The organism is Mycobacterium parascrofulaceum ATCC BAA-614 (assembly GCF_000164135.1).
Taxonomy (GTDB): domain Bacteria; phylum Actinomycetota; class Actinomycetes; order Mycobacteriales; family Mycobacteriaceae; genus Mycobacterium; species Mycobacterium parascrofulaceum.
The window spans coordinates 889,352-905,082 of the sequence record NZ_GG770553.1 but is presented as its reverse complement, the minus strand read 5'-3'; the positions used below and the strand labels follow the sequence as shown (position 1 = coordinate 905,082).

Genomic DNA, 15,731 nt, shown 5'->3' with positions numbered 1-15,731 from the left:
CGCGACGTTGCGGCTCATCGGCGGAGTGTAGCCTGGGCAGCATCGTGGCGGGCTAGGAGGACGAGCAATGGCAACCCACAAAGCGATCCTTGCCGGCGGGTGTTTCTGGGGGATGCAAGAACTCATCCGCAAGCAGCCGGGTGTGGTTTCGACCCGCGTCGGTTACACCGGCGGCGACGTCCCGAATGCGACCTACCGCAACCACGGCACGCATGCCGAGGCCGTCGAGATCGTCTACGACCCGGCGGTCACCGACTACCGCACCATGCTGGAATTCTTCTTCCAGATCCACGACCCGACAACGAAAGACCGCCAGGGCAACGATCGCGGCCCCAGCTACCGGTCGGCGATCTTCTACCTCGACGACGAGCAGAAGCGGATCGCGCTCGACACGATCGCCGACGTCGAAGCGTCCGGGTTGTGGCCCGGCAAGGTGGTGACCGAGGTCAGCCCGGCCGGGGATTTCTGGGAGGCCGAGCCCGAGCACCAGGACTACCTGCAGCACTACCCCAACGGGTACACCTGCCACTACATCCGCCCGGGCTGGAAACTGCCGCGCCGGGCCACCGCGGGCCAGTAGGCGCGGCTCAGCGCCGGTGCGCCACGACCCGGCCGCCGTCTCTCGGCGTGTAGGCGACGCCCCGGCCGTGCCACTTCTCGCCGGACGCCGTCGTGGTTTCGATCGTGAAGTGGCGCAGCACCGTTCGCAACACGACGTCCATCTCCATGTTGGCGAAGGCCGCCCCGACGCAGCGGCGGGTGCCGCCGCCGAACGGGATCCACGCGAAGGCCGACGGCTTGGTCCCGACGTACCGTTGCGGGTCGAAGCGCTCCGGGCTCGAGAAAACTGCAGGATTTTCGTGAATCTGCGCGATGCTCACCAGGATTGATTCCCCGCGCGGAATGACCCACTCGCCGAGTTGATACCGCGGCGGGTAGACGCGGCGGGCGGCGAAATCGATGACCGTGCGGGCCCGCTGGACTTCCAGGATCGTCGCCTGACGCAGCTCCTGGCCATCGTTATCGGCCTCCTCGACCAGGGCCGCCAGCACATCCGGATGACGCGTCAGCCGCTCGAACGCCCAGGCCAGCGTGGAGGCAGTCGTCTCGTGGCCGGCGGCCAGCAGCGTGAGCAGCTCGTCGCCGATGTCCTTGCGCGACATGGCCGAACCGTCGTCGTAAGTGCTGCGCAGCATCAGCGCCAGCACGTCGGTGCGCTCGTCGAAGTTCGGGTCGGCCCGCTCGATTTCGATGAGCCTGTCGATGATGGTGTCGTACTGTCGGCGCCACTCGTCCAGTCGCCCCCACGGGCTGAACCGGCCGTAATTGCGTTGCGGCTTGGGCATCGTCGCCATCCGGGAGCCGAGCGTGACCCACGGCGGGATGAGCCGGCGCAGCTCGTCGAGTTCGGCGCCCTCGGCCCCGAAGACGGCACGCAGGATCGCGTTGAGCGTGATGCGCATCATCGACGGCAGCGTCGCAAAGGGCTCCCCCTCCGGCCAGCCGGCCGTCTCGCGCAGCGTCTCCTCCTCGATGATCGCCTCGTACTTCTTCATGCTCTTGCCGTGGAACGGCGGTGCGAGCAACCGCCGCCGGCGGCGATGGTCCTCCCCGTCGAGGGCGAACACGGATCCCGAGCCGAACAGCCGGCTGAGGTTGGGCTGGATGTTGCCGAGCTCGTCCGGGCTGGTCGTGAAGATCTGCTTGGCCAGCTGCGGATCGCCGACCACCACGACGCGGCCGTAGATGGGCAGGTTGAGGGTGAAGACGTCGCCGTGCCGACGGGCCAGCCGCTGGATCATCGCCCGCCGCGACACCGCAAAGCCCAATCCCTGCAACAGCTTCGGGAGCCGGGTCGCGGGGGGCAAGCTGACTTCGGCGGTTGCCGGTCGGGCGGTGGTCACTTCACTCATGCGGGCTGCTCCCCCGTATCTGGCCCCGAGACGCCGGGGTGGTACCGCGGTGTACCAAATCGTTGGGAGCTACGGTACTCTGTGGTACTAGGCCTGACAAGGGTGCCGTAGCTATCGAAAGGGGCCGCCGTGAGCCCGACGGCGACTGCAACGGCCGACGAAGCGGTTCTCGGCGACCCGTTCCGGCTCAGGTTGCTCGACGGCCTCGCCGCCTCCATCACCGAGCGCGGCTACCGCGCCAGCACCGTCGCCGACGTCGTCCGTCACGCCCGCACGTCCAAGCGCACCTTCTACGACCATTTCGCGAGCAAGGAAGAGTGCTTCCTGGAGCTCCTCGGATCGGACAACGAGAAGCTGGGCGAGTGCATCGCGGCGGCGGTCGACCCCGAGGCCGATTGGCATCGGCAGATCCGGCAGGCCGTCGAGGCGTACGTCGGCTACATCGAGTCCCGGCCGGCCATCACGCTGAGCTGGATCCGGGAACTCCCCTCGCTCGGTGCCGCCGCCCGCCCGGTGCAGCGCCGCGGGCTGCGGCTGCTGTCCAGCCTGCTGGTCGACCTGAGCGCCAGCCCCGGCTTCCGGCGGGCCGAGCTGCCCCCGCTGACCGCGCCCCTGGCCGTCATCCTGCTGGGCGGCTTGCGCGAACTCACCGCCCTCGCCGTCGAGGATGGCCGGCCGGTGCGCGACATCGTCGAACCCGCCGTCGACGCGTCCATAGCCCTGCTCGGCCCGCGACACTAGAGTCACCCGCAGACCCCTCAACCCGACGGAGGACCTCGCGATGCGGCTATCCACCCGAAACCAGCTCAAAGGGACCATCACCGAGGTCGACCTCGGCAGCGTCATGGCGATCGTGAAGGTCAAGCTCGACGGCGGCGACCAGGTCGTCACCTCCTCCGTCACCAAGGACGCGGCCACCGATCTCGGGCTCAAGGTCGGCCAGCCCGCGACCGTATTCATCAAGTCCACGGAAGTCACCATCGGCGTCGACTAGCGCATGGCCAACACGATGCGCGCCGAGCGCTTCTACGCGGAGACCAAAAGGGTTGCGCTCGAGGATGTTCCAATACCGGAACCCGGTCCCGGCGAGGTCCTGGTCAAGGTCGCCTTCTGCGGGATCTGCCACTCGGACCTGAGCCTCATCAACGGCACCTTCCCGGCGCAGCAGCCCGTGGTGACCCAGGGCCACGAGGCGTCGGGCACCATCGCGAAGTTGGGCCCGGAGGTGACCGGCTGGGACGAGGGCGATCGCGTCGTGGTCGCCGCCGGCCGGCCCTGCCAGCGCTGCGCGAACTGCCGGCGCGGCGACGTGGTGAACTGCCTGCGCATCCAGTTGATGGCGTTCGCCTACGACGGCGCGTGGGCGGAATACACCCTGGCGCAGGCGGCGGGTCTGACGCGGGTGCCCGACAACGTTCCGCTGGAACAGGCCGCGATCCTGGCCGACGCGGTGTCCACGCCGTTCGGGGCCGTCGTGCGGACCGGGAAAGTCGCGGTGGGTGAGTCGGTCGGGGTGTGGGGCGTCGGCGGCGTCGGCACCCACATCGTCCAGCTGGCGCGGTTGGTCGGCGCGGTGCCGATCATCGCGGTCGACATCAACCCCGCGGTCTTGGAGCGGGCCCTGGCCCTCGGCGCGGACTACGCGTTCGACTCCCGCGACGACGGCCTCCACGACAAGATCGCGGAGGTCACCGGCGGCCGGCTGCTCGACGTCGCCTTCGACGCCGTCGGCCTGAAGGCGACCTTCGAGCAGGGGCTCGATTGCCTCACCCCCGGCGGCCGGCTGGTGGGCGTCGGGATGAGCGCCGAAGCGCCGACCGTCGGGCCCACCTCCCTGTTCGGTTTGACCCGCAAGCAAGTGCTCGGGCACCTGGGCTATCAGAACGTCGACATCGAGACGCTGACGAAGCTGGTTTCGGCTGGGCGCCTTGACATCTCGCGATCGATCAGCGAGATCATCGCCTTGGAGGACCTACCGCACGGCATCGAGATGCTCGAGCGTCAGGACGGCAACCCCATCCGCATCCTCGTCCGTCCCTGACGGGCGCCGGCGTTGCCGCGACATATAACTAGTTGCGACGACGCGCCGAAACGGCGCGCAAGGGTTTATGTTTCGCCGCGCAGGAAGGCCCGGACCCGGTCCAGCACCAGCTCCGGGCGCTGGTCGACGATCCAGTGGCCGACACCGTCGACCAGCTCCACCTTGAAATCGCTGATGTGGTCGGCGTATCCGTCGGTCAGCTCGGGCGTGATCACCGGATCCAGCGTGCCGGTCAGCCAGCGCACCGGGACGTCGACGCGGGCGTCGTCGTACTCGCCGCGCGCCCAGCGCAGCATCTCGCCGGTTTGAAAGCTGCGATACCACCGGGAACCGGCCTCCGCGTGCCCGGGCTGCCGCATGCACTCGATGTAGAGGCGGGTGTCCTCCTCCGGCAGCGCGTACCCGCCACCGACCCAGGAGCCCATCCAACGGCCGATCCGGGACTCGAGATCGCTGATCATCCGCGGGCCGATGACCGGCAACGAAATCGGGATCTGGTACCAGAACCGCCAGATATTGCGCACCGCACGCAGATCGCGCTTCACCCAGGGCGCCACCGTGTTCACCCCGAAGAACCCGGTCACCTTCTCCGGGTGGCGCAGCATCATGATGAACGCCACCGGCCCGCCCCAGTCGTGGGCGACCAGCTTGACCGTTCGCACATCGAGGAGATCCAAAACGGCGGCCAGGTCCTCGGCCATCTCCGCCTTGGTGTAGCTCGTCCGCGGCGCCGAACTCCAGCCGGCGCCGCGCAAGTCCGGGCACAGCACCCGGTAGCCGTCGGCGGCCAGCGGGCCGATCAGGTGGTGCCACTCCCACCAGTTCTGCGGGAACCCGTGCACCAGCATCACCGCCGGCCCGTCGCCCGGCCCCGCATCCGCGACATGGATCGTCACACCGCTTCCCACGTCCACGTACCTGTGTTCGACACCGTCCAGCTCCGGCATGGTCACCATGCCTGGAGAACGTAGCGGCCCGCCCCGGGTTAGGCCAGAAACCGCTCGGCATACGGCGCGAAGCGGCGGCGCAAATCGCTCTCCTCCAGCCCGAACATCTCGCAGGACGTCGCGACGGCGCCGAGCCGGCCGCGCCGGTGGCCCGCCAGGTACTCGTCGATCGCGGTTCGGGCCTGCGCGGTGAACGGCTCACCGGCCAGGGCGTATACCCGCTCCGCAACGCCGATTTCGTCGGCCATGAAGTCGTCGAAGCGGACGTCGATCGAACGCTCCGGGCCAATCGCGTCCCGGTCGCGGACCAGCGCGGAAAGCATGTCGTCCAGGCGGTCGATCCACGACGCCGCGATTCGCTCGACGGGCACCGGCGAGCGGTGCATGCGCGCCGAGTAGGTGATCATCGCGATCATCGACAACGCCACCGGCACCGGATCGCGGTGTGTGAAAACCACGATGCTGCCCGGGAATACGCGGTCGAGAACCGGCACCTGCTCGAGGTGCTGCGGCGACTTGAGCAGCCAGCGCCGGCCGCCCCGCAGGAACTGCATGGCCTTGAGCTGGCGGGCGAGGTGCCGGTAGTGCGGTGCCTGGTCGTGGGCCTGGTAGTAGCCGCGCCAGCGCGGCACGTCGGCCAGGGTCTCGAACAGCATGGTCGAGAAGTCGTTGGCGAGCAGCTGGATCTCTTCGTGGACGTGGTCGGTGGTCATCTCGTGCATCAGCGCGAAGTGCGGCATCACGGTGTTGATCAGCCCGACCGCGACGTCCATCCGGGCCCGCCGCGGGTCCGGCGCGACGCCGGCCTCGCCGGGCAGGGGGAACGGCTCGACGCTTTCCCAGTAGGGCATGGTGCGGAAGGTGGGCGGCGCGGCCAGCAGGTTGTGCAGGTGGGTGGTGCCGGTGCGGGGCAGCCCGGCGATCACCACCGGCGGTTGGAGCTCGATGTCGTCGATCTCGGGATGCCGGGTCAGCAGGTCGGTCAGCAACAGCCGATTCTTGAGCAGTTGCAACAGCTGCCCGAAGAAGTTCACCACCCCGGCCGGGTGCAGCCCGTCGATCTCGCGCAGCGCGGCGAGGTAGACGTCGAGCCGCTCGCGGTAGTCCGGCGCGCCGAAATCGTGCAGGCCGGTGTCGGCGGTGGCCCTGGCGCGCAGCGCGTCGGCGTCCAAGGGGCAGTCGGGGGCCAGTGTGGCCATCATGTCGAGGAGTTGCTGCGCCTCGGCGCTGAAGCGCGGCTGGGCGAGATCGTCAAGGCGAACGGCGTCGGTCACGGCGACTTATGTTACTTTCAGTTTCGTAATGGTAGTGGATTGTGGCCGGCCCCGTGACCCGCGCATCGAGGGTGCGGTGCTGAGCGCGACCGTCGAACTGCTCGCCGAGACCGGCTATGCCGGGCTGTTGGTCTCCGCGATCGCCGAACGCGCCGGCACCAGCAAGCCCGCGATCTACCGGCGCTGGCCCAGCAAGGCGCACCTCGTGCACGAGGCGGTGTTCCCGATCGGTTCGGCGACCGAGCTGCCCGATACCGGATCGCTGCCCGATGACCTACGCGAAATGGTCAGCCGCTCAATGGTTTTCCTGACCACCCCGGCCGCCCGGGCAGCCCTGCCGGGACTGGTCGGCGAGATGGCCGCGGACCCGACCCTGCATTCGGCGCTGCTGGAGCGGTTCGCCGGCGTCATCGGCGGAGGCCTCACCGAGTTGCTGGGGCGGGCCGCGGCGCGCGGCGAGGTTCGGCCCGACGTGACGGCCGCCGAACTCACCGACGCCATCGCCGGCATCACGCTGATGGGCTTGCTCACCCGCGTGACCGCGCTCGACTCGGGACTCGGGGAGGCCTGGGTCGATCGCACCACCACGTTGCTCCTGAAGGGAATCAGCGCATGACGCACGAAACGATGGCCGCGTGGCAGGACCTGCTCGGCGCCCTCGGCGCCCTCGATCGCTCGTTCACCGAGGGCGACCGCGCGGTGACCGACGACCGGCACGTCGCCGACGGTTACCGCATGCTCGCCAGCACGCTCGGCGTGGCCTTCGACACCTACCTGTTCACCGAGCCGGGCCGGCCGCAGTTCGTCGCCGTGAACACGCCGTTCCGCCGCGACCGGCGCTGGGGCGGCGACAACACCGACGCCTACTACTTCGTCTGCCCGGTCGATCCGCGGCGGCGCTACCGGATCAGCGGCAACCGCGGTGACAGCGTGTACTTTTCGGCGACCGCCTACAACGAGCCGTCGCCGGGGGCGTGGTCCGACCGGGTGGTCGCGATCGTCCGCGACACCGATCTCGACGTCGACGCCGAGGGTAACTTCGCCTTCGAACTCGGCCCCACCCCCGAGGCCGCGGTGCTGATGACCCGCGACTACCAGGCCGACCCGCTGACCGGCCGCCCCGTCACCTGGCGGATCGAGGCGCTCGACGAGCCGGAACCGATCCGGCACGGCGACGCCGAAACCGCGGCGAGGCTGCGCGCGGTCACCACCTGGATGCGCACGATGTTCGCGATCGTGCCGCTGGCGGTCGGGACGCGCACCGACGACGAGCACGCTCTGGGGCACGAAACTGCGGACGCCGCAAACGAATTCGCCGATCCCTATCAGGTGCCCGACGCCAACTTCGGCTGGTCGGCCCGCGACGCCTGCTATTCCTACGGCAGCTTCGTGCTCGGCGACGGCGAAGCCCTGGTCATCACCCATCGGCCACCGCCCTGCCGGTTCTGGAACCTGGTGGTGTGGAACCAGTTCATGGCCACGTTCGGCGCCTCGGAGGGTGCCGACGTCCGCTGCTCGATCAACGGCCACAGCGCCGCGCCGAACAGCGACGGCTCGGTGACGATCGTGTTGTCCCGCGAACCGACCGGTCACCCGAATTCGCTGACCACGGTGGGTTATCCGCGCGGCAACCTGGCCTTCCGCTGGTTCCTGGCCGACGGTGTACCGGCCCGGCCGCAGGTGCGGCTGGTGCAGGTCTCGCAGGCGCCGACGGACCTGTCCTAGGCCGCGGCGACCAGCTCGATGGCCCGGCCGAGCGTGCGCAGTTTCGCCTCCAGCGTGTCGCCGGCCGGATACAGCCGCACGGTATTCACCCCGGCCTCTCGCCACACGGCGAGCCGGGCGCGGACCATCTCCTCGGTGCCGATCAGTGTGGTGGCCAGCACCATCTCGTCGGTGATCAGCGCGGCCGCGCCGTCGCGGTCACCCCGTTGCCAGCGCTCGCGCACCTCGGCGGCGATGTCGGCCCAGCCCTGCCTGCTGTAGGCCTGGTTGTAGTAGTTCGTGCTCGACGAACCCATCCCGCCGAGGCTGAACGCGAGTTCCTTCTTGCGGCCCGCGACCATGCCGCGCAGTTCCTCCTCGTCGGAGGCGAAGGCGACCTCGGCACCCTGGCAGATGTCGACGTCGGCGCGGGTGCGGCCGGCCGCGGTCAGGCCCTCGTCGAGGTGGGCGAAGTACGCGTCGCCGGCGCCCTCCGGGACGAAACTGGTGCCCAGCCAGCCGTCGGCGACCCGCCCCGTCAGCCGCAGCATCGCCGGTGACAGCGCGGCCAGGTAGATCGGGATCCGATGCTCGGGCCGCGTCGACAGCCGCATCGGCACCGCTTCGCCGCCGGGCAGGGGGATCTGAAACTGCCTGCCGGAGTGCGAGATTTTTGCTCCGGTGAACGCCTGGCGCACGATGTCGACGGTTTCGGAGAGGCGCGCCAGGGGCCGGCTGAACGAGACACCGTGCAGGCCCTCGATCACCTGCGGGCCGGACGCGCCCAGCCCGAGCAGGAACCGCCCGCCCGACAGGTTGGACAGCGTGATGGCGGTCTGGGCGACCATGACGGGCGAGCGGACGCCGACCTGTAACACGCCCGAGCCCAGCAGGATCCGCTCCGTCCGCGCCGCGAGGTAGCCCAGCGCGGACGGGGCGTCGGAACCCCAGGCCTCGGCCACCCAGCACACGTCGAGGCCCAGCTTTTCCGCCTCGACGACGAAGGCCGCGGTTTCCCGGCCGGCGGCCGACAGCTCGACCGTCGTGGCGGTCCGCATCAGCGCACCCCGTGCTCGGCAAGCCTCTTGATCGTCGCCAGTGTCTTGTCGATCGCGGCCTCGATCTCGCGGAGCCGCACGAACACGATCTTCTGTTCCTTGTCCGGCATCGCCTCGATCGCCACGGACAACCCCGACCGGCCCGGCCCCATCTGCATCCAATAGCTCAGGTCGGTGCCGCCGTCTCGCGGCGTCAGGCGGAATCGCCATGCCGCCGCCGGCCTTTCCGGCTCGCCGACCGCCCAGGCGAACTCGCGTGGCTCATCGCACGCGACGATCTGCGAGGTGCTGCTCCACTGCCCGAACGCCTCGTTTTGATTGTGCCCGACGAAGCGGGCGCCCACACGCGGCGCGTCGGCGCCCTCGGCCCACTCCACGGCCTGCAGCTCGTTGCTCAGCGTGGGCATCAGCTTGATGTCGGAGACCAGGCTCCACACCCGGGCGGGGTCCGCATCGATCCACGTCGATGCCTCCACCGTCGGTTTGTCCGCGTAGCGCGCGCCGGTCCACTGCACGCAGCCCATTGTCCCCCGCGCGCAATGCCCGGTTTGCGCGTGGGGGACGTGGGCGAACAGTCAGGCGGCCGCGGGGACCGGGTCGGCCGACCGGTCGGCGGCGGAGGCCTTGCGCAGCACCGAGTCCGGGAAGGTCAGCCGGACGATCTTGCGGACGACGGTGCCGAACTGGCGCAGCAGCGGGCCGCGGTTGTACGGGATGCCGTAACGCTCGCAGATCGCCTGCACCTCCGGTGCGATCTCGGCGTAGCGGCGCGCCGGCATGTCCGGGAACAGGTGGTGCTCGATCTGGTGCGACAGGTTGCCCGACAGCAGGTGAAACAGCTTGCCGCCGGTGAGGTTCGCCGAGCCGAGGACCTGGCGGAAGTACCACTGACCGCGGGACTCGTCCGTGGTCTCCTCGACCGTGAATTCCTGGGTGCCGTCGGGGAAGTGGCCGCAGAAGATGATCATGTAGGACCACACGTTGCGCATCAGGTTGGCCGAGAGGTTGCCGGCGAAGACGAACGGCGCGAAGGGCCCGGCCAGCAGCGGGAAGGCCACGTAGTCCTTGAGCGTTTGCCGCTTGGTCTTCTTCCAGATCGCGCGCAGCAACTCGCGTTTGTCGGCGAGCTCGATCTCGCCCGCGCGGATGCGTTCGGTTTCCAGCTCGTGCAGCGCGACGCCGTATTGGAACAGCACCATCAGCAGGAAGGCGTAGACCGGGTTGCCGAGGAAGTACGGCTCCCACGGCTGGTCCTCGCTCATCCGCAGGATGCCGTAGCCGATGTCGCGGTCCATCCCCACGATGTTGGTGTGGGTGTGGTGCATGTAATTGTGCGAATGGCGCCACTGGTCGGCCGGGCACGCGGTGTCCCACTCGAAGGACCGGCCGGAGATCGCCGGGTCGCGCATCCAGTCGTACTGGCCGTGCATGATGTTGTGGCCGATCTCCATGTTGTCCAGGATTTTCGACAGGCCCAGCATCGCGGTGCCCAGCAACCAGGCGGGCGGCAGGAAGAGCAGCGCACGGCCGCCGACTTCCAGCGCGCGCTGCGCCTTGATGACGCGACGGATGTAGTCGGCGTCCTCCGCGCCCAGGCCGGCCATCACGCGTTCCCGGATGGCGTCCAGCTCACGGCCGAACTCCTCGGCCTGTTCGGGGGTCAGGGTGATCTTGTTCTGTGTCATGGCTTTTCCCCCAGGTAATTGGGTGGCGACCCGCTGCGCCCGGCTCCGCCGCGCTTGCGATCGCCACGGGCGTGGGTTGGCGTTAGAGCGAGAGATCGACATCGCCGACCGGGACGGACACACAGATCTGCACGTCCTCGTCGGGCCCGGTCGACACGGCGCCGGTGATCAGGTTGCGCACCGTTCCGGCGGTCTTGCGGCGGGTGCAGGTGTGGCAGATGCCCATCCGGCAGCCGTTTTCCGGTGACAGCCCGGCCGATTCGGCCTGTTCCAGCAGGGGGCGGCCGTCGTCGACGACGTCGACCCCGCTGTCGGAGAAGGTGACCCGTCCGCCCGACGGGTTGGCCGGCGCCTCGAACGACGGGGGCACGAAGCTCTCCGTGTAGACGTTGTCGCAGTGACTCCGGACGGCGTCGACCAGAACCGTTGGCCCGCAGACGAACACCGCGTCGGGCGACGGCATCGCGGCGGCCAGGTGCGCGGCGTCGAATCGGCCGACCAGGTCGCCGCCGCCGGATCGGGTGTAGCCGTGCAGCACGCGGACGCCGGGCAGGCCGGCGAGCTCGGCGCGGTAGCAGGCCTCGTCCGCGGTGCGGGCGTAGTGGATGAATGCGATCTCACCCGGGTGCCCCTCGGCGACGAGCGTGCGCAGCATCGCCATCACCGGGGTGATGCCGCTGCCGCCGGAGACGAAGAGAATCCGCCGCGGCCGCTGCGCCGGCAAGACGAAGTCGCCGCCGACGCCCGCCAAACCGACGACCATGCCGCGGCGGGCGTGCTCGTACAGGTGGTTGGAGACCAGGCCGCCGTCGTGGCGCCCGATGGTCAGCTCGAGGTGGCGGGCGCCCTCGGCGTTGGCCGGTGAATAGCAGCGGGTGAACCGCCGGCCGTCGATCTCGACGGTGAGGTTGACGTACTGGCCGGCCTTGACGGCGGCCGTGAAGCTTTCGTTGGGGGCGAGGGTGAGGGTGACGCTGCGGGCGGTGGTGCGACGCACGTCGACCACCTTGGCGCGGGCCTCGCCCAGCGTCCAGGTCGGCGCCACCAGCTCGGTGTACCGGTCGACGCCGTGGGGACCGGTGAGCAGATCGAGGAGGTCTGAACCCAACACTCGCTTCCGGAAAGTCCGAGCGAGGGCCCGACGAGAAGTCTGAGCGGTTTGAGTGAACATATGTACACCGTGCAGCCGTACCACCCGGTCAGTCAAGGGTTTACTGCAGGTCTGTGGTAGGGTTCACATAGTGAACAGCCGTACTCCTAGCTCACGGGTGCGAGGTTCTGGTCGCGAGCGCTCACGCGAAAGCCGGTCGCGCGAGGAGCGCAAGGAGGCGACCCGTCGCGCCATCATCGCCGCGGCGCTCAAGCTGCTGCAAGACCGCAGCTTTTCCAGCCTGAGCCTGCGGGAGGTCACCCGCGAAGTCGGGATCGTGCCCGCGGCCTTCTACCGCCACTTCGAGTCGATGGAGGCCCTCGGGCTGGTCCTGATCGACGAGTCGTTCCGCAGCCTGCGCGACACGCTGCGCGACGCCCGCGCCGGCAGGCTCGATCCCAACCGGGTGATCGAATCGTCCGTCGAGATCCTGATCGCCAGCGTCGCCCAGCGGCGGGAACATTGGCGGTTCATCGCACGCGAACGCAACAGCGGGCTCAGCGTGCTGCGCTATGCCATCCGCACCGAGATCCGGTTGATCACCTCCGAGCTGGCCACCGACCTGGCCCGCTTTCCGCGACTGCACGAGTGGACCACCGAGGACCTCAACGTGCTGGCGACGCTGTTCGTCAACGCGATGATCGTCATCGCCGAAGCGATCGAGGACGCGCAAAGCGCCGAGGCGCAGGAAGACATCCGGCGGATCGCCGTCAAGCAGCTACGGATGATCACGACCGGGATCGCGGGCTGGAAGAGCACGCCCTAACCACGGTTCGCGCACCCCGGTTGGAGTGAACAGTCGAACACTGGCGCCTCACTCCGTCGTCTGAGTGAAGTCCGGCGCCGCGTTCTCGTCGACGACCTCGTACAGCGACTGGCCGTCCTCGGGGGCGCCGTCGATCTGGCCGCGGTGCGCGCGCCCGCGCGGACCGTCGGCACCCACCTCCGCCACGTCGTCGGCGGAGACGTCCGGCTCCTCCTCGGCGAGCCGGGCATCGAGCGACTCGCCCTCGCGCTCCTCCCGCGCCGTCATGCCGAACTTGTCCGCCTCGCTCCAGTCCTCGGGCGGATCGACGACGACGTCGCCGTCGTCGTTGTGCACTTCGTCGGAGTCGGTGCCTTCGCTGGCGTTCAAGGTGTCCCCGGGTCCGCCTTCCTCGGGGAAGTCCGCCGGGTCCACCAACTCGTCGCCTTGCGGGTTTTCGCTCATGCGGGGACGGTTGCCCGCCGGGTAGGGGGGCTAAACGCTACCGCGGCGCGCGCCACATCGCCCACATCGACGGGCCGCCGTCGGGCAACACGATCTCGCGGGTGACGACGAATCCGAAACGCTCGTAATACGGCACATTTTCGGGCTTGCTGGACTCGAGGTAGGCCGGGCAATACTCGGCGTCGCAACGGTCCAGCCGCGACCGCATCAGCGCCTGCCCGAAGCCCCGGCCGCGGACCGAGGGGTCGCTGCCGATCGCGGCGAGATACCAGTGCGGCTCTTCGGGATGCGTGCGTTTCATCAGCTCCTGCACGGCGCGCGCCTTGGTCGCGCGCAGGCCGAACACCCGCAGAAACGTCGGGGTCATCGCCAGTTCGCCCAGCCGTGTCTCGCGCCACCGGTTCGGCGGGTCCCAGAGGGCCGCCGCGCCGATATCCGGGCCGCCGCGGGCCACCTCGACGCCGCCGCAGCCCAGATGGTGGTGGCGCGTCATCGTCGCGAACACCCGGTACAGGTTCGCGGTCCGCGTCCCCTCGTCGGGCAGCAACCAGGTCATCACCGGGTCGTCGGAGAACGCGCGGGCCAGGGTGCGGCACAGCTCGCGGAGGTCGGCCTTCCGCGCGGGGCTTGCCTGGGGAGTCATCCCAGCAGGCTAACGGGTGGACCGCGGCCCGGGTGTCATCGCCGGATGCGGGGGTACGTTACGACGGTGACCGGCGTTTCGCGGCGTGCGTTGTGGCGGATGGCCGCCGGTGCGGGCGTGCTCGGCGCCGCAGGCTGTGGGCGGCCCGGCACCGACCACGCCACGCCCGACGCTCCGCCGCCGCCCGCGGCCAAGGCGGTGGGTGTGGTTTTGTCCCACGAGCAGTTCCGCACCGACCAGCTGGTGACGCAGGCGCGGGCGGCCGAACAGGCCGGCTTCGGGCATGTCTGGGCCAGCGACCACATCCAGCCGTGGCAGGACAACGAGGGCCATTCGATGTTCCCGTGGCTGACGCTGGCTTTGGTGGGCAACGCCACCGGCCGCATCTCGTTCGGCACCGGGGTCACCTGTCCCACGTACCGGTACCACCCGGCCGTGGTGGCCCAGGCCTTCGCCTCGCTGGCGATCCTCGGCCCCGGCCGGGTGTTCCTCGGCGTGGGCACCGGGGAACGGCTCAACGAACAGGCGGCCACCAACGCGTTCGGCACGTACACCGAACGCCACGATCGCCTGATCGAGGCCATCACCCTCATCCGCCGGCTGTGGACCGGGGCGCGAACATCGTTCGCCGGCCGCTACTTTCAGACCGACGCGTTGAAGCTGTACGACACGCCGCCGACGCCCCCGCCGATCTTCGTGGCGGCCAGCGGCCCCAAGAGCGCAACACTGGCCGGTCAATACGGCGACGGCTGGATCGGTCAGGCCCGCGACATGACCAACCCCACCCTGGTGGCCGCATTCGAGACCGGCGCCCGGGCGGCCGGACGCGACCCCGGCAGCCTGGGCAAGCGCGCCGAACTGTTCGCGGTCGTCGGCGACGCCGCCGAAGCCGCCACCGCCGCCGCACTGTGGCGTTTTACCGCCGGCGCCGTCGACCAGCCCAATCCGGTCGAGATCCAGCGCGCCGCCGAGGTCAACCCCATCGACAAGGTGCTGGCCAACTGGACGGTGGGCACCGATCCGGCCCCGCACATCAGGGCGGTGCAAGGGGTCCTCGACGCAGGCGCCGTACCGTTTCTGCACTTCCCCCAAGGCAATCCGGTGACGGCCATCGAGTTCTACCGGACCAACGTGTTGCCCGAGGTGCACTAGCTAGGTCGGCTTGCGCTCGACCTCGGGCTGGATGTAGACGACGCGCACCGCGGGCACCGTCTGCCGAACGCGAGCCTCGGCGTTCTTGATCACGTCGGCGGCCATCGCGAACTCCTGTTCGGGCCCGAATACGACCTTCGCGGCAACCACCATCTGGTCCGGGCCGAGGTATTCGGTGCGCAGCTCCGCCACGGAATCGACATGCTCGGCCGCCTGCAGGGAGGACCGAATCATTTTGCACTGGTGCGTCGTTGCGCCCTCGCCGATCAGCAGGCTGTGCGTCTCGACGATCAAGACGACGGCGATCACCGCGAGCAGCGCGCCGATGCCCAGGGTGCTGACCGCATCCCACAACGGGTTTGCGGTGGCAGCCGTCAACGTCACGCCGGCGAATGCCACGCTCAGACCGAGCAACGCGGCGCTGTCTTCCAGCAGCACCACGGGCGGTTCGGGAATGCGCGAATTCCGGATGAAGCGCCACCAATTGTCGGAGCCCCTCAGCCGCTTGGACTCCCTGAGCACCGTCCGCAGGCTGATGCCCTCCAGGACCGCCGCGACGACGAGGATCGCGATGGCGACTCCGGGGTCGGTCAACGGCTCGGGGTGGGACAGCTTCCGGTATCCCTCGTACATGGCGGCGACCGCGCCGAGCACGAACACCAACAGCGCCACGACGAACGAATAGAAGTACCGGCTGCGGCCATACCCGAACTGGTGCAAGGCATCTGGGCGCCTGAGCGAGACGCGCTTGCCGACCATCAACAGGACTTCGTTGATGGTGTCGGCGAGGGAGTGCACCGATTCCGCGAGCATGGCCGAGCTTCCGGTGACCAGGAAGCCGACGAACTTCGCCACCGCGATCCCGGCGTTGGCGGCGAACGCCACGACGACGGACTTCGTTGTGCCGTCGGCCGCCATCGCCTAGAGCTACCCCCGACGCGGCCTTCCGAAACG

The 15,731-nt window shown here is 69.2% G+C and carries 18 protein-coding genes; 8 read left to right on the top strand and 10 right to left on the bottom strand.

Going from position 1 to position 15,731, the window contains the following annotated elements; all coding sequences use genetic code 11:
* Nucleotides 1-67 precede the first annotated feature (67 nt).
* Nucleotides 68-580: a peptide-methionine (S)-S-oxide reductase MsrA gene (gene msrA, locus HMPREF0591_RS04320; RefSeq protein WP_007167202.1), complete on the top strand. Its 513-nt coding sequence runs from the start codon at nt 68-70 to the stop codon at nt 578-580.
* A gap of 7 nt (nt 581-587) precedes the next feature.
* Here msrA and HMPREF0591_RS04315 read toward each other — a convergent pair whose 3' ends face one another.
* Nucleotides 588-1,913, bottom strand: a complete 1,326-nt coding sequence (locus tag HMPREF0591_RS04315; RefSeq protein ID WP_007167201.1) for a cytochrome P450 — start codon at nt 1,911-1,913, stop codon at nt 588-590.
* Between the two features lie 129 nt (nt 1,914-2,042).
* On the opposite strand from HMPREF0591_RS04315, the gene HMPREF0591_RS04310 reads away from it, so the two are divergent.
* From HMPREF0591_RS04310 to HMPREF0591_RS04300, 3 genes are read left to right on the top strand one after another with little or no spacing between them, the layout of a single operon-like run.
* Complete coding sequence (locus HMPREF0591_RS04310) at nt 2,043-2,654, top strand: TetR/AcrR family transcriptional regulator (RefSeq protein ID WP_007167200.1); 612 nt, start codon at nt 2,043-2,045, stop codon at nt 2,652-2,654.
* A gap of 40 nt (nt 2,655-2,694) precedes the next feature.
* Nucleotides 2,695-2,907 carry a TOBE domain-containing protein gene (locus tag HMPREF0591_RS04305; protein ID WP_007167199.1) on the top strand — a complete coding sequence of 71 codons (213 nt, stop codon included), beginning with the start codon at nt 2,695-2,697 and terminating at the stop codon, nt 2,905-2,907.
* A 3-nt stretch (nt 2,908-2,910) separates the two neighbouring features.
* On the top strand, nt 2,911-3,954 hold the full coding sequence (locus HMPREF0591_RS04300) for a zinc-binding dehydrogenase (RefSeq protein WP_007167198.1): 1,044 nt from the start codon (nt 2,911-2,913) through the stop codon (nt 3,952-3,954).
* Between the two features lie 65 nt (nt 3,955-4,019).
* On the opposite strand, the gene HMPREF0591_RS04295 is transcribed toward HMPREF0591_RS04300, so the two are convergent.
* Together HMPREF0591_RS04295 and HMPREF0591_RS04290 are read right to left on the bottom strand one after the other, a co-directional pair.
* Nucleotides 4,020-4,910: an alpha/beta fold hydrolase gene (locus tag HMPREF0591_RS04295; protein WP_007167197.1), complete on the bottom strand. Its 891-nt coding sequence runs from the start codon at nt 4,908-4,910 to the stop codon at nt 4,020-4,022.
* Between the two features lie 29 nt (nt 4,911-4,939).
* Nucleotides 4,940-6,175 carry a sulfotransferase family protein gene (locus tag HMPREF0591_RS04290; RefSeq protein WP_007167196.1) on the bottom strand — a complete coding sequence of 412 codons (1,236 nt, stop codon included), beginning with the start codon at nt 6,173-6,175 and terminating at the stop codon, nt 4,940-4,942.
* A gap of 28 nt (nt 6,176-6,203) precedes the next feature.
* On the opposite strand from HMPREF0591_RS04290, the gene HMPREF0591_RS04285 reads away from it, so the two are divergent.
* Together HMPREF0591_RS04285 and HMPREF0591_RS04280 are read left to right on the top strand one after the other, a co-directional pair.
* On the top strand, nt 6,204-6,791 hold the full coding sequence (locus HMPREF0591_RS04285) for a TetR/AcrR family transcriptional regulator (protein WP_007167195.1): 588 nt from the start codon (nt 6,204-6,206) through the stop codon (nt 6,789-6,791).
* Entirely contained in the window at nt 6,788-7,900 is a 1,113-nt protein-coding gene (locus tag HMPREF0591_RS04280) for a DUF1214 domain-containing protein (RefSeq protein ID WP_007167194.1), read from the top strand. Before HMPREF0591_RS04285 ends, HMPREF0591_RS04280 begins: the two co-directional genes overlap by 4 nt.
* Here HMPREF0591_RS04280 and HMPREF0591_RS04275 read toward each other — a convergent pair.
* The 4 genes from HMPREF0591_RS04275 to HMPREF0591_RS04260 form a co-directional block, all read right to left on the bottom strand.
* Nucleotides 7,897-8,937: an LLM class flavin-dependent oxidoreductase gene (locus HMPREF0591_RS04275; RefSeq protein ID WP_007167193.1), complete on the bottom strand. Its 1,041-nt coding sequence runs from the start codon at nt 8,935-8,937 to the stop codon at nt 7,897-7,899. The genes HMPREF0591_RS04280 and HMPREF0591_RS04275 overlap by 4 nt on opposite strands.
* A complete protein-coding gene (locus HMPREF0591_RS04270) occupies nt 8,937-9,461 on the bottom strand; it encodes an SRPBCC family protein (protein ID WP_007167192.1) in 525 nt (174 codons plus the stop codon). The genes HMPREF0591_RS04275 and HMPREF0591_RS04270 overlap by 1 nt, the downstream gene beginning before the upstream one ends.
* Before the next feature lie 51 nt (nt 9,462-9,512).
* Entirely contained in the window at nt 9,513-10,622 is a 1,110-nt protein-coding gene (locus HMPREF0591_RS04265; RefSeq protein ID WP_007167191.1) for a fatty acid desaturase family protein, read from the bottom strand.
* An 82-nt stretch (nt 10,623-10,704) separates the two neighbouring features.
* Nucleotides 10,705-11,793: a ferredoxin reductase gene (locus HMPREF0591_RS04260; protein WP_007167190.1), complete on the bottom strand. Its 1,089-nt coding sequence runs from the start codon at nt 11,791-11,793 to the stop codon at nt 10,705-10,707.
* A gap of 97 nt (nt 11,794-11,890) precedes the next feature.
* Between HMPREF0591_RS04260 and HMPREF0591_RS04255 the strand changes: the two genes are divergently transcribed.
* Nucleotides 11,891-12,538 carry a TetR family transcriptional regulator gene (locus HMPREF0591_RS04255; RefSeq protein ID WP_007167189.1) on the top strand — a complete coding sequence of 216 codons (648 nt, stop codon included), beginning with the start codon at nt 11,891-11,893 and terminating at the stop codon, nt 12,536-12,538.
* Nucleotides 12,539-12,586: 48 nt separating this feature from the next.
* On the opposite strand, the gene HMPREF0591_RS04250 is transcribed toward HMPREF0591_RS04255, so the two are convergent.
* Together HMPREF0591_RS04250 and HMPREF0591_RS04245 are read right to left on the bottom strand one after the other, a co-directional pair.
* Nucleotides 12,587-12,982 carry a hypothetical protein gene (locus HMPREF0591_RS04250; protein ID WP_007167188.1) on the bottom strand — a complete coding sequence of 132 codons (396 nt, stop codon included), beginning with the start codon at nt 12,980-12,982 and terminating at the stop codon, nt 12,587-12,589.
* A 37-nt stretch (nt 12,983-13,019) separates the two neighbouring features.
* Nucleotides 13,020-13,625: a GNAT family N-acetyltransferase gene (locus HMPREF0591_RS04245; RefSeq protein ID WP_007167187.1), complete on the bottom strand. Its 606-nt coding sequence runs from the start codon at nt 13,623-13,625 to the stop codon at nt 13,020-13,022.
* A 66-nt stretch (nt 13,626-13,691) separates the two neighbouring features.
* Between HMPREF0591_RS04245 and HMPREF0591_RS04240 the strand changes: the two genes are divergently transcribed.
* On the top strand, nt 13,692-14,777 hold the full coding sequence (locus HMPREF0591_RS04240) for a F420-dependent hydroxymycolic acid dehydrogenase (protein ID WP_040621085.1): 1,086 nt from the start codon (nt 13,692-13,694) through the stop codon (nt 14,775-14,777).
* On the opposite strand, the gene HMPREF0591_RS04235 is transcribed toward HMPREF0591_RS04240, so the two are convergent.
* A complete protein-coding gene (locus tag HMPREF0591_RS04235) occupies nt 14,778-15,695 on the bottom strand; it encodes a cation diffusion facilitator family transporter (protein ID WP_007167185.1) in 918 nt (305 codons plus the stop codon).
* Nucleotides 15,696-15,731: the final 36 nt, after the last annotated feature.

What these genes read in the sequence shown, in the direction of transcription:
- msrA (WP_007167202.1), top strand. Translation starts at nt 68, where the DNA reads ATGGCAACCCACAAAGCGATCCTTGCCGGCGGGTGTTTCTGGGGGATG.
- HMPREF0591_RS04315 (WP_007167201.1), bottom strand. Translation starts at nt 1,913, where the DNA reads ATGAGTGAAGTGACCACCGCCCGACCGGCAACCGCCGAAGTCAGCTTG.
- HMPREF0591_RS04305 (WP_007167199.1), top strand. Translation starts at nt 2,695, where the DNA reads ATGCGGCTATCCACCCGAAACCAGCTCAAAGGGACCATCACCGAGGTC.
- HMPREF0591_RS04300 (WP_007167198.1), top strand. Translation starts at nt 2,911, where the DNA reads ATGGCCAACACGATGCGCGCCGAGCGCTTCTACGCGGAGACCAAAAGG.
- HMPREF0591_RS04295 (WP_007167197.1), bottom strand. Translation starts at nt 4,910, where the DNA reads ATGGTGACCATGCCGGAGCTGGACGGTGTCGAACACAGGTACGTGGAC.
- HMPREF0591_RS04285 (WP_007167195.1), top strand. Translation starts at nt 6,204, where the DNA reads ATGGTAGTGGATTGTGGCCGGCCCCGTGACCCGCGCATCGAGGGTGCG.
- HMPREF0591_RS04280 (WP_007167194.1), top strand. Translation starts at nt 6,788, where the DNA reads ATGACGCACGAAACGATGGCCGCGTGGCAGGACCTGCTCGGCGCCCTC.
- HMPREF0591_RS04275 (WP_007167193.1), bottom strand. Translation starts at nt 8,937, where the DNA reads ATGCGGACCGCCACGACGGTCGAGCTGTCGGCCGCCGGCCGGGAAACC.
- HMPREF0591_RS04270 (WP_007167192.1), bottom strand. Translation starts at nt 9,461, where the DNA reads ATGGGCTGCGTGCAGTGGACCGGCGCGCGCTACGCGGACAAACCGACG.
- HMPREF0591_RS04265 (WP_007167191.1), bottom strand. Translation starts at nt 10,622, where the DNA reads ATGACACAGAACAAGATCACCCTGACCCCCGAACAGGCCGAGGAGTTC.
- HMPREF0591_RS04260 (WP_007167190.1), bottom strand. Translation starts at nt 11,793, where the DNA reads ATGTTCACTCAAACCGCTCAGACTTCTCGTCGGGCCCTCGCTCGGACT.
- HMPREF0591_RS04250 (WP_007167188.1), bottom strand. Translation starts at nt 12,982, where the DNA reads ATGAGCGAAAACCCGCAAGGCGACGAGTTGGTGGACCCGGCGGACTTC.
- HMPREF0591_RS04245 (WP_007167187.1), bottom strand. Translation starts at nt 13,625, where the DNA reads ATGACTCCCCAGGCAAGCCCCGCGCGGAAGGCCGACCTCCGCGAGCTG.
- HMPREF0591_RS04235 (WP_007167185.1), bottom strand. Translation starts at nt 15,695, where the DNA reads ATGGCGGCCGACGGCACAACGAAGTCCGTCGTCGTGGCGTTCGCCGCC.